Annotated in this window: 8 protein-coding genes; 2 read left to right on the top strand and 6 right to left on the bottom strand. The window is 38.3% G+C overall.

What is annotated here, in order from left to right:
* Nucleotides 1-18: 18 nt before the first annotated feature.
* The 5 genes from AAZR19_RS08650 to tagD form a co-directional block, all read right to left on the bottom strand.
* Nucleotides 19-846: an ABC transporter permease gene (locus tag AAZR19_RS08650; RefSeq protein ID WP_041108051.1), complete on the bottom strand. Its 828-nt coding sequence runs from the start codon at nucleotides 844-846 to the stop codon at nucleotides 19-21.
* 171 nt (nucleotides 847-1,017) lie between these two features.
* Nucleotides 1,018-3,384, bottom strand: a complete 2,367-nt coding sequence (locus AAZR19_RS08645) for a CDP-glycerol glycerophosphotransferase family protein (protein WP_076840180.1) — start codon at nucleotides 3,382-3,384, stop codon at nucleotides 1,018-1,020.
* A 183-nt stretch (nucleotides 3,385-3,567) separates the two neighbouring features.
* Entirely contained in the window at nucleotides 3,568-5,838 is a 2,271-nt protein-coding gene (locus AAZR19_RS08640; RefSeq protein ID WP_218676712.1) for a CDP-glycerol glycerophosphotransferase family protein, read from the bottom strand.
* 48 nt (nucleotides 5,839-5,886) lie between these two features.
* Nucleotides 5,887-7,353 carry an alpha-glucosyltransferase N-terminal domain-containing protein gene (locus AAZR19_RS08635; RefSeq protein ID WP_434702862.1) on the bottom strand — a complete coding sequence of 489 codons (1,467 nt, stop codon included), beginning with the start codon at nucleotides 7,351-7,353 and terminating at the stop codon, nucleotides 5,887-5,889.
* A gap of 97 nt (nucleotides 7,354-7,450) precedes the next feature.
* Nucleotides 7,451-7,840, bottom strand: a complete 390-nt coding sequence (tagD, locus tag AAZR19_RS08630) for a glycerol-3-phosphate cytidylyltransferase (RefSeq protein ID WP_008343212.1) — start codon at nucleotides 7,838-7,840, stop codon at nucleotides 7,451-7,453.
* A 359-nt stretch (nucleotides 7,841-8,199) separates the two neighbouring features.
* On the opposite strand from tagD, the gene AAZR19_RS08625 reads away from it, so the two are divergent.
* Together AAZR19_RS08625 and AAZR19_RS08620 are read left to right on the top strand one after the other, a co-directional pair.
* Nucleotides 8,200-8,970, top strand: a complete 771-nt coding sequence (locus tag AAZR19_RS08625; RefSeq protein ID WP_024426277.1) for a WecB/TagA/CpsF family glycosyltransferase — start codon at nucleotides 8,200-8,202, stop codon at nucleotides 8,968-8,970.
* A gap of 11 nt (nucleotides 8,971-8,981) precedes the next feature.
* Nucleotides 8,982-10,172 (top strand): CDP-glycerol glycerophosphotransferase family protein, encoded by a 1,191-nt coding sequence (locus tag AAZR19_RS08620; RefSeq protein ID WP_083703986.1) that lies wholly within the window; start codon nucleotides 8,982-8,984, stop codon nucleotides 10,170-10,172.
* 17 nt (nucleotides 10,173-10,189) lie between these two features.
* Here AAZR19_RS08620 and AAZR19_RS08615 read toward each other — a convergent pair whose 3' ends face one another.
* Nucleotides 10,190-12,820, bottom strand: a complete 2,631-nt coding sequence (locus AAZR19_RS08615) for an N-acetylglucosaminidase (RefSeq protein ID WP_434702859.1) — start codon at nucleotides 12,818-12,820, stop codon at nucleotides 10,190-10,192.
* Nucleotides 12,821-12,898 lie beyond the last annotated feature (78 nt).

The raw sequence follows: 12,898 nt of genomic DNA, 5'->3' as shown, positions 1-12,898 counted from the left end.
GTATAATCTCCTTACTTTTTAAAGAAAATCGACAAATTTATCCCTAAATTTCATATGAAGCAATGAACCAACTGTTAAAAGAAGAAGCGTGATCAGCCAAAAATAAAGTGTGTATTTGACATCATGGAAGAACCATTCTCCCTTTAACAAACTATTTCTAAAACCATCAATAATGTAGAAAAGAGGATTCAGTCTTAAAATATCTCCAATCCACGCCTTATCCCCAGTAAGTTTCTCTGAAATATTCCAAAAAATCGGCAACAAAAAGAAAAGTAATCGTGTCACGGATTGTAAAAGAAATTGATAGTCTCTCACGAGTACACTAATCGTGGAATTAAACAAACTAAACGAAAACATAAACGCGATCATACAAATAAGATAGTATATATATTGCAGCCAATGTGCGTCAGGATAGATGCCATAGGAAATCAGCACAATCAAATAGACGCCCATCATGACAAAGTAGCTGAACAAGTTGGACATAATCACCACAGACGGCAGCGCACTAATCGGAAAATTCATTTTCGATACCATATTAATGCGTTTAAACACACTGTTTGATCCATCAAGAATGGTCGGACTAATGAAGAACCACGGGATTAATCCGGCAAGCATCCAGATGATAAATGGAATCTCCACGCCGCCAATGACAATTGGCTGTCCTCCGCGAATGCCCATACCAAAAACAAACCAGTAAGCCAGCATTTGAATCAATGGATTTAAAAACTGCCATAAAACACCTAAATAATTCATCTGATATTTTGATTTTGTTTCATAAACAGCAAGTCGCATAATCAGCGGAAAAGAGCTGATTTGCTCCTTTAGTATCGTCAACATTGCGTTCATTCTAATCTTCCTTAGATATAAGTTTTTGGGATTACTTTTTTAAAAAGCACCGTTCATAATTGTAACAGATAACGATACACATTTCATCTTATAACAAAAGTCATGCACGTCAAACTAGAAGACAAAAAACCCCTGAATCCTTTCAATCATAGATTCAGGGGGCATAAGACATTAGATAATTTGATGCTCTTTTAAGAAATCTGTAATTCTTTTCGTATTTTGATTATCGTTAAAGCTGTTAATTTTCAAGTATTTTTCTTTATATTCATCTTCCACGACATACTCATTCTCAATCGCATGTTTGACAATACGAATAAGCTCTTGAGTATTATATGCAATTGGTCCCGGTGCATTTTCTTCGTTTACAGGAGGAATCGCTTTATACTGTCTAATTAAGTAATCTTTTTCTTCCCAATAAAAAATAGGGTATGCTCCTCTATATTGTGCATCATAAATAGCAGAAGAGTAATCAGTGATAAACACCTTTGATACTTTTAACGCTTCTGATGGATTATCAGAAATAATATGTTTATACTGAGGCAGGTTTTGATAAACGTACTGAGAAAATTTGTTATGCGGTACAATTAACAAACGATCAAGAAGACCTGCTTCTTCAAAGCTTTTAATGATTTTAATCAGAACTCTATAGTAAGATGTTTCTTCGATTCTATTTGTATATATTAGCCCCTCTTCCCAATAGCGGTAAGTTGGCATAAAGGCGATCTTATCTGCACCGTCTACTAATTGGGCATGATCAAAAGTTGCGAGGCCTGTCAAAATCAAATCCTCACGGTCATATTTCATTTTGTAGAATTCACCAGCCTCTAGTTCAGAACTGATGACTGATTTATAAATATTATATTGGTTCTTGTCTTTATGGAATCCAAAGGCCATTGGATTATCAACTGGTTTCGCAAACATTATTCCATGCTGCAAAAAGACAAGTGGTACGCTCATAATTCTCTCTCTAAGATGATCAATATATAATCTATCGTTTAGAACATGGTTAGATAACTCACTTGAAATAAAATAGCTGGCATTGAAGATACTTAAATAATGTCTCAGACTATATTTCGGAATGATTCCCTTTCCATACTTAGCTTTAAGTGCCGGATAAGCACTTGATTTCTTATTAAGAATAAAGTAATTTCTTGAGTCTGTTTGACAATTCTCTTGTACATAGTCATACACTCTAATAGCGGATTCATCTGCTTTATCACTCTTTTTCTCAAAAAACAAATTCACACGATAATTCTTGTCTTTATAGAATGATGATAAGATACTCGCTATTTTTATTTTTACTTTACTAAATAAAGAATATTCCTGTGAATAAGGAATAATGGTTGATGTCACATTTCCAAATAGATTTGTTCTTAGTACTTGAAGCTTGTCCCCATTCTTTTTCGTGATATATGTTTTCACCTTTTTATCTCTTTTTTTCAGCCTTAAACTATGGATAATTCGGTTATCATTGCCAACGAATAGGTTATTATGGATTCTGCTGTCTAAGTCAAGATCATTTAACGAAATTTTAAAGAAACCATACCTTTTTAAGAATTTGATCTTTCTAAATGGTCTTATAAATTTCGCCACTTGGTGATCAGAATTTCTAATGTACAGATATTCATACTTTTGGTCTGAATTATACGCGTAATGTGTCAGTCTTCCATAAACATAAAAGCTATTAAACAAACTAAAAATACGTAGTCTTGATGTATGTTTTGTAACAAGATAAGGGTTTCCTCTTACTAAGTAAACACCATTCGTTCTTACATATATGTAATACCTTTGTTTATTAATCACCAAAATATTGAGGATATTATCTTCTTTGAATTGCTCTAATGTATCTTTACCAAAAACTTTGAGCGGCTGATATCTAGGAACAAGTCTAAAGTTGACGATTTTCTTTTGCTCAGTCACCTTATTTAAAATTTTGATTTGATTACGATTATTCACAGTCACTTCAATATCTTTATGTTCCTGCATCACATCAAACAAAATTTTCCTTACATTTAGTTCTTTATTTTGGCAATCATAAGTAACAACAAAGTTGAAGGGACTATATTGGATAAAGGAGATGTCTACAAATCTTCTTTCTGCCCCGTGAATCTCCAAATCCATTTTATAATTCCGATTGATCTCATCAACGTTCAGCAGCCCTGAGAATAATAACAGTTCCTCTTCGCCTCTATATAAGCCATAGCGGTCTAACCCTAATTGTTTGACATATATATCTTCAAATTGATTGTTAATGTCAATAGGATGTATTTGATTTGATTGAAGGATGTCAGAGCTTTCTTTGACAATATACAAGTTCTGATCCTTAGAATAGAGATAGATCATTTCATTAGAATGATCTATTGAAGATTCAAAAATCATCTGATCCTTAACATTAATTTCACAAATCTTCTTTGATTCGTTTACAATTAGCTCTTTAAATTCAAAAGTACATAACTTCTCTATGTCATCAATATATAACACTAACTTTTGTTCATCTAAATTAAGAATTTCAATAAAATTATGATAAAGTTTGTACATTGAAGCACCTCTATATTATTTTCAGCATTTTTACAGTACCGGATAATCTTATCTAAATTTAGCATGTTTACTGTTAAATTTCTATGTTTTTTTATTTTTACCATTACATTTAAATATGTGTACAATGGAATAAAAAAAACAAAAAAGTACCGTTCTACTAAGCGAAGAACGGTACTTTTTAAACTATTTTTCAGAAAACACTACTTCAACGACCCGCTTCGAAGATTCTCCAGTCTCTAAGTAACAGAATTTCTCATAAAACGGTGCAAATGATTCTGGTAGAGTAAAGTCTGGCTGTTCTGTTTCTCTCACCCAGTCAATGACACTTGCTGTCTCTTTCACAAGTGGTCCAGGTGCTTCTTGTTCAAAGTCGAAGTAGAAGCCTCTGAGCTTGTCACGATATGTTTCAATGTCTGGCACATAGAACAGCATCGGACGTTTGAGGTTTGCATAATCAAAGAACACAGAGGAGTAATCTGTGATGAGCAGATCTGAAATCATATAAAGGTCTCTAATGTCTTCGTAATGAGAGAAGTCATAGGCAAAGCCTTCATACGGCCCTAAATCAAAGTTTTCAGCAACTAGATAGTGCATACGCAGAATGATGATATATTCATCTCCGATTGCAGCTCTGAGTTCATGCAGATCAAGGTCTAAATCAAATTTGTACTGCCCTTTTTTATAAAATTGATCGTCTCTCCATGTCGGTGCGTATAAGATCAATTTTTTATCGAGCGGCAGGTTCATTTTTTGTTTCAGAGCTCTCATCGTTTCTTCATTATTTTGATTGTGAAGGAAGTCATTTCTCGGATATCCTGACTCAATCATGGTCTTTTGGAATTGGAACGCACGTGTAAAGATTTCAGTCGAGTAGGCATTAGGAGAAATGAGATAATCCCAATTCGATGCTTCTTTTGTGAAATTCTTTTTGTATTTCTTCGTATTTGTTCCAGGCATATGCACCTCGTCCATGTCCATTGCCAGCCGTTTTAACGGCGTACCGTGCCAAGTCTGCAAGTATGTTGTGTGATCTGGCTTTGGAACCCATAGCGGCAAACGGCTGTTTACGACCCAATACTCGGCTCTTGCCATCGCAAAGATCCATTTCAATGACAGACGATTGATATAGTAGATGCCTTTTTCCTTAAACGGTGCTTCATGACCCTTTTTAACGCTCCAGATCAGCGTATATTCAGGGTGATGTTCTTTCATATACTCATAAATCCCACGCGGGTTACAACTGAATTGTTTTCCGTTAAAACTTTCAAAAACAACCGTTTTCTTTTTCACAGACAGCTTACTCGCCAGTTTAAAGGTCGTTTTAAACGTTCTTGTCACAAGACGGTTACGGACTTTTTTGATTTTACTGATCTTCTTTTTAAATTTCTTCCACTTGCTTTTGACGTAATACTTGGCACGTGTTTTCATTGTGTAATCATTAATACGGATGCCAAGCGTTTGTCTTTTTTTCTTTCGGTACACTTCATATCGAATCGGTACATCGTTTCGTTTATGAATTTGAACAAGTCCTTTGAGTTTGTTCGAGCGGTCTCCAAGCACTAAAGAAGTGGTTGTTAATGTTTCCTCTACTCCGTTTACATCGCAGATAAATTCAAGATAGAAGCGATATACAAAGCGTTTGTTTAATGAATAGGCCAATTCCTCTAAAGGGACTTCTGCTAAAAATTGATAAAGCTGTGGTACATGTTGATCATCACGGTATTCGATCACTTCGTCTTTTATATGGGTGATATTAACCGGAAAGCGATGTTCAATTGGTTCTTCACCATTTTTCTTCAATAGAAGCTTTGCTTCTTTGATCTCATACGGATGTTCTGCACTTAATACACCTGCATACCCGGATAAAGATAACATACACCCTTTGTTGAGCTCGATATGATTGAATTTCACAACCTTTAGCTCACGTTTGATTTTCAAAGAAGCATTCCCTTTGTCTGTACGGTATGGAATGATACACAGCATGGCGTCTTTATTTTCTAAAAAGCTCAGCTCAGGCTTTTCTATTTCCATTTTTAAACGGCGTTTATAGTTTGACGTTTTCTCTTCAGATTCAATATCTGTATTGATATCCGCTTCTTTTACTTCTTCTTCCTCTTCTTCGGAATCAGAATCATAAGCTGAGTCCTCAAGCTCGTCCTCATCCTCTTCTTTGTTTGTGCTCAAATAGTCCGTGACATACAAGTTATATGTCTGGCCTTGCTCTAACGCAAGCGGCAGCGATGCTTCATTCAATACCAATTTGAATAGATTCTCTTCTTGATGAACAAGCGGAAGGAAAAGCTCTTGTTTTGATACTCTCTCCCTCATGAACAAATAAAATTCTCTATCTGTTAATGGCATGTCATCGTTGATGCGAATCAGCATTTCTAGTTTCTCATGGTGATTCTTTAACCCTTCAACGACACTCTTCTTATGAATTCCCTCTTCAATCATTAATCGTTAATCTCCTCTGTTCAGAAATCTTACCGTTATGTTATATCACTATTTCACTTTCCAAGAATAGTTGCCTTGTTTCGTTTGATATGACCATCCATCGATGGACGATGGTTTATTCGTAAGCAGCTCACCTTTTATTTCTAGACGCTGCAAAACCTCTTGAAGTTCTTCTGTTTTAAAGCGAATGTAAAAATCCACAAAATTCGTTTGGTTGATTTCAATGTTTTTCTTTGTTTGAAAATGGCCGATTGGGAAGCTGACTTGATGGTTCTCATCGATTGTTTGAGAGATGATTTCAGCTCCATTCACTCGATCATATCCTGCGAAATCAATTTGCACATGATCCGCATGACTCATTTCATCTTTTAACTCGAGTTGAAGGTGAAGAACATGATGCTCAGAGCTTAGATCACGCAAGACCCATTTCATGCTGTCAACGATCCCTCTCAGTTCATCTTTATGCTCACGATTTTCGAGCATATGATGAATCGCCGTATTCCAAACAGTCTCTTCGTCAGAAGGAACAAGATAAAAATAGGCTTGTTCTCCCAATAGTTTTTCGACATCTTCTTTATGTTTAGTATCCCCAAAAAAGACAGCATCCACTTGCTGTTTTCTTATTTGTTTAAATAATTCTCCATATTGAGAATTGACTTGATGCAGATCTTCTTCATAATGTGCGTGATGCACAAATGCAGCGTAATAGGTTGTTTCAGGCTGATCGATTTTAAACAGGTGGCGGTCTTGATCACGGTCCTCTGTGATCATCAGTTTCAAACGGTCATTTTGTGATTGAATGCTGGATAGCCATAATTGTTTAATATCCGTCTTCTTTGTAAATGTTTGAATTCCTGTTTTTTTATACCAATTAATATGCCGAACTGGATTCTTTTTTACATCTCCATGGTAGATGAACTCCATATAAATACTGCCATCGTCATTGATCAATTCCTCTAAGTATAGTGCACCTGTATGGGGAACAAAGCTTTGTACTCTGCATAAAACGCCCTGCCAATTGTATTCTTCCCTCTTCACTAATTGCTGCTTTTCATTATATTGATCAATAAAACAAATCGGAGAAGAAGGCAATTCATATCTCGTCACTTGAATTGTGGACGCATCTTCTGGAAAAATAGTTTCATTGATCTGATGCGATGATTCACCAGCGATAAATTCTGAGTAACGTCTTTTACTTCCGCTTTCCGGTAAGATATAGTGTTCAAATACATTCAAGATGTCGACTTGGCTAGGAAATGTCTCCTCCAAGCTGCGAATACGTTCCTTCACATTTGCATCGTAATTTAAAGTTAAAATTGCAGTACGTTTATGTTGATCAGCCAAAGGCTTAATTTTTGTCTTTAAAGATTTCGTTAAGCTCTCATCCTGTTTTGGCACATCACCCATAATAAAGTAATAGTCCATATCAGGCACGTCCATTGATGCCATTGTTTCATGTTGTTCAGATTGATCCAATGTGTCTTCAACTTTTTTCTTCATCCAATTTTGAAACAAAGGAAGCTCTCCTTAAAAATAATGATGACTTGCTCATTGTATTTTACATGAAAAAGTACTTCTCACCAAAAGATAAGAAGTACTTTTTTTCGATCTATTAAAGTCCCGCAATTTCTTCCTTAATTTGTGTTGTCGAGATGCCTTCTGTTCTCTTCAAGTATACGACTTCGCAATGTTCTTTTAAGAAATCGAATTTACCTTCCCAGTCATCTCCCATGACAAACACATCGATATCGTGCTCTTGCACGTCACGGACTTTTTGATCCCAGCTGTTTTCTGGAATGACTTCGTCTACATAACGAATGGTTTCAAGAATCAGCTTTCTATGCTCGTAGCTGTGATAAGCTTTTTTTGATTTTTGTAAATTAAACTCGTCTGTAGAGATGGCCACCACTAAGTAATCTCCGAGCTGCTTTGCACGTTCTAGCAGTTTAATGTGCCCCCAGTGTAATAAATCAAATGTACCGTAAGTAATAACTTTCTTCATTGCAAACATAAACTCCTTTCTTCAATCCTTATTCGACTGCATTCGTGCAGTAATTTATCCGTAATTCTGTGATATTCGATTCGCTCTTCGGAACCTCATTATATCACAGCGCCCACCAAACGTTAAGCGGATGTAAAGACAAACTATTTCCAATTTATTGGGCGCAGGAGGAAAAGTCCGAAGAATCAATGTTTCACAAAGGGTCGTACAGATGAAATGATGAAAATGTCATGAAATTTAAAGGTTTGTAAAGTTATTGTTAATATTTCATGGAGCATCTGTGATAAAATGATGAGTAGGCGAAGAATGAATTTACAATGAACGTTCATAGATAACAAGTTAAAAAGGAGGTCTAAACAATGCAAACAGAAGTGGTCTCTAACCTTTCTTATGTAAACGGCGACTTAGATGAATTTATCAGCTATATGAATCAGCACCATATTTCTCAGAGAAGAGGCGCCATGATTGCGACTGTCAATCCAGAGATAGGCTATGCCGTCATGAAGGATCATGCGTACCATCAAGTCGTCTCATCTGCGGATTATGTACTGCCGGATGGCGTAGGCGTCGTATTGATGTCTCGCATGACCCAAAGTCCGCTTAAGTCTAGAATTGCCGGCTTTGATGTCTTCATGTCTATGCTTGACCTAGCAAACAAGCAGTCTAAAAGAATCTTTTTATATGGTGCGAAAAAAGAAGTGCTTGAGGCTGTGAAACAGCGAATTGATACGGAATATCCAAATGTTGTCCTTGCCGGAAGCTGTGATGGTTATCAAGCAGATAAACGTTTCGTAGCGAAGCAAATCGCGCGCTCGAAACCTGATATGGTGTTCGTTGCTTTAGGTTATCCAAACCAAGAGAACTTTATTTATGAATACCGCCATTTATTCCCGCAGGCTGTTTGCATCGGTTTAGGCGGAAGCTTTGATGTATTTAGCGGAACGGTGAAGCGTGCACCACGCTGGATGATTAAGACAAATACAGAATGGCTGTACAGATTGATTGTGAATCCATGGAGATGGAAACGAATGCTGAATATTCCTAAGTACGCTTTTGCCGTCTTAAAGGAAAGCAAAGGAAAAAAACGTTACTATCCTGAGCAGGTAAAGGATCAGACGAAGCAGCTGTGAGAGACTGATAAATGATGAATATACGCTCAATGATGATTTCATGTTACGCAGCTTTTATTTCTTTCATTGGATGGCTGATGAGCGGCGTGAAGCCTCGTGAAAACCAGGTGACGCTGCTTGTTTCGTTCCAAGAGAATGCGGCTGCTCTCATTCATACTTATCAACAACAGGCGAACATGACAATGAAGCTCACTGTCCTCTATACGAAGCATGCTTCTGCGATAGAAAAGGACGGGCCTCATCTGTCATTTCGCTATTTTCATGAAAAAAATCCTCTCCATCTCATTCAATGTATGTATACGATGTTTAAAAGCAAGGTTGTCGTGATGGATAATTACTTTCTCATGACGAGTGTGCTCAGAAAACGACCTTCTACCACCTGTATTCAAGTTTGGCATGCCAATGGGGCTTTGAAAAAGTTCGGGCTTGAAGATGCTTCAAATTCTGGCCGGAGTCCACGTGACATCGAACGCTTCAAACGCGTCTATGCGTCTTTCGATTACATTGTGACAGGCTCAGATCACATGTGTGAGATTTTCAAGACCTCGTTTGGGGTCAATGATGAACGCTTTTTACCAACTGGTGTACCACTGACGGATGTGTACTATGAACAGCATCAGCCTTCCTTGAAGCTGGATGATATCCCAAAAGGGAAAAAGATCCTGCTCTATACACCAACTTATCGAGACTTTGCAATGGACGGTCTTGTCCTGCCTTTTTCAAAAGAGCAATTGCAAACTGAGCTGAATGGCGATTACATTCTCCTCGTCAAGCTTCATCCTGCGGTCAAACATTTAGCGAAAGCAGAAACAGACGGTGAATGGATATTTGATGTGTCCGATCAGCCGCTCTATCCATTGCTTTATGCTTGTGATGTCCTGGTGACAGATTATTCGTCCATTGTGTTTGAATATGCACTGCTCGAAAAGCCTGTGTTGTTCTTCACTTATGACTTAGACACTTATCGAGAGAAACGCGGCCTAGTCGACCGGTATGAAGACATCATTCCTGGTAAGGCTTGCGTCACTCAAGACATGCTCTTGCAGGAGCTTTTGCACCTAAACGAGTCAACCAATAAAGAACGAATCAAAACCTTTGCTGAGGAATGGAACCAATATTCAAAGGGACAATCCAGTCAGCAGCTCCTTTCATTTATTGAACAGCAGCTGCTCTTACACAAAAAACGTCCGGCTTCTCATTAGGAAGCACGGACGTTTTTTTATTTATTATACACCGGGATATCGTAATACAGCGTATAGTCATCGAGCAGGTTATACAAACTATACATACGAGTGACTTGCTTAGAAGCCCAGCCAATATCTGTTGCATATTGATGAGTCGCTGCAGCCGACCAGCGCATTTTATAAATTGTATCTTGCTTGTATGTGGCATTATTGATATAGCTGTTGCCAATGAATTTTGCTCCGCCAATAATGGCAGCCTCTGGCGTAAACCATTGCTGTTCATACGCATACTTTGCACCAAGATAATTCGGATTGCTGTCATATGCGCCAATGCCATACATGTTATAAACTTTCTTTCCATTATACATTGTACCATTCGCTAAAATGGAACTTCCGTTACCCGTTTCAAGCAACGCATGAGAAATAAGATAAATTTCGTTGATATGATACGTTTTTGCTGCTGTAATAAAGGCTTGTCCTTTACCCGCAAGAATCCCTTTTCCTGCTAAAATCTTTGAATTGACCTCTGCTGGATTGAGATTCGCAGCTTCAGAGAGTTTCAGAAATTGAAAATAAGATTGCGTGCCTTCGGCAATATTAGCTGGATCTACATATTTTTGCACCTCTGCTGCACTTGCATTTCTCCAGCCGAGGTTGATCCTGATCCAGTTCCCTTCTTTCCCAAGCTGTTTCACTTTTGCTCCTTTATTGAGCTGTGCCACAATGTTGCTTGCAGAGCTAGAATCAGGTGTAGAACGGACATTTAAGCCATCCGTATTCACTGTCGATGTGGCTTGGTCTACATATGCTGCATAGACATAGGCCGCACCATCTGTCTGTGGAGACACCTTCATTTGTTTGTTGACCATCTCATTGACAGTAAGGTTGTAGTTCGTTTGCATGACCATTGGGCCATTTTTAATTTTTACGGCTGTGGCGGTCCAGCCATATTGGCTTTTCACAAAAGCAATGGCTTCATTTACAGTTGGTAATCCTGTAAATTGCTGCGTAATGTTGATTTTGTAAGTTGGTTTCGTTGTTGTTGTATACGCAGCGGTTTCATTCCGTTTTTTGAAAAATGCCAAGCCTTGGTCACGCAGTGCAGCGGTTGAGACGGCACCTGTTTTGATCTGATATTGAGCATAATCGGCTGCGCCTGTTTTTTGAGCAGCGGCCTTCATTTTTTGTTTCGTCAAATAGCTGAGTGCTTGATTCAGTTTTGTCTGATTCACTGTCGGCTCTGTCGTGATACGGTATTGCTTGACCGCTTCTGTCAGCGTTTTTGTACTGCTGGCAACGCCATTTTTCTTGATAATCTCTTGAGCCTGCTTCACTTTACTTTGTTCATATACAGGTGTTGTCTTGAGACTATACGTTTTGCTGACAGCCTGTCCCTTACTTGCCTTGATGCTGCTTGTCAGCTTCTGCGTTTTTAAGTAGGCGGCCCCTTTATTCACTTTCGCTTGGTCCACTGCTTGATTGACGACGAGTCGATACGTGCTGTCTGATACCTTGCCAGTTTTTTTCGTTGTCGCAGATACTTTTTTCTTTTGGAAGAAAGCCGCTGCTTTTTTCGCTTGGTTATCTCCTAAAAGATTTCCCGTCACGACTTGATATGGCTGTGTAGAAGAAGTCTTTTTGGACGTGTAGCGCCATTTCTTTTTCTTGAAAAAAGCCACCGTTTTGGCGTAAGCTGTATCGTTCAATTGATTGAGCTTCACGATATAATTTTTTGTTTTTCCCACGCGTTGCACAGTACCTGCAGCACCGATTTGTTTCTTAATCTGAGCTGCAGCTGAAGCTGCTTGTTTGTTGTCTTTGAAATAGCCTGATTCCAAGCTGTAGACATTTTTTAAGGCACCTGTCTTTTGAAGCTTCCCGCTGATCTTTGCTTCTTTTTGAAGCTGGGTAAGGAGCGTCTGTGCTTTCGACTGGTTCGCTTGTGCAGCGGAAGTGACGATGTAATACGGCTTACCCGCTGTCACCGTTTGAAGCACTGCTGTTAAGCCGGATGCCTTTTGAAAACCTTGCAGAATGGTATTCGCCTTACTTTGTCCAACAATACCGCTTGAAGTCAGCTGATACACAGTGCCAGCTTTCGTTTCGGTTTGGTATGTACTGGTGACGCCTGCCTGCTTTTGCAGCTCAGTTTGAATATTTTTCACTTTCGTTTCAGAATCAATGGTTCCTGATATGACCTGATAAGAAGGTTTGCTTTGATTGATGACTTCATAGGAGCTATTGAGCCCTGATGTTTTCGTTAGTTCAAGTGAGAGCTTTTTCGCCTGACTTTCATCATTGACTGGGTCAGATACGACCTTTTGTAAAGGAAGGCGGTCACCTACTGGAGACACCGTACCGCTCATGCCCACTTCTTTTTTTAATGCAGCTGCACTTGCATTCGCTGCTGCTTGCGACTCATATCCTGAAGCAGTGAGCTGATAGGTCGACGTATTTCCTGAGGTTTGATAAATGGCTGTCCACTTTTTGTCTTTCTTTAGTGTTTCCACTGCTTTTTTCACTTCTGCTTCTGTTGTAAATACCTTTGAGGTGTTCATCGTATAAATAGATTGATCGACATAGGAGGCTGCTTGCGCTTCTTTACCCGTGTGTAATGTCATACCAAAGGCAGCTGCGAGTAACATAATCTTGATGGTTTTTTTCACGTTCCCTGTCCCTCTCTTAACTTTGCATAATAAATAGTCTACTAATCTCTTTATCGACAAAAACAAGTACTCTTTCAA

The organism is Bacillus sp. Je.9.29.b, from assembly GCF_051129925.1.
GTDB lineage: Bacteria > Bacillota > Bacilli > Bacillales > Bacillaceae > Bacillus > Bacillus safensis.
The sequence above is the reverse complement of the archived record's forward strand: the minus strand, read 5'-3'. Positions and strand labels throughout refer to the sequence as shown.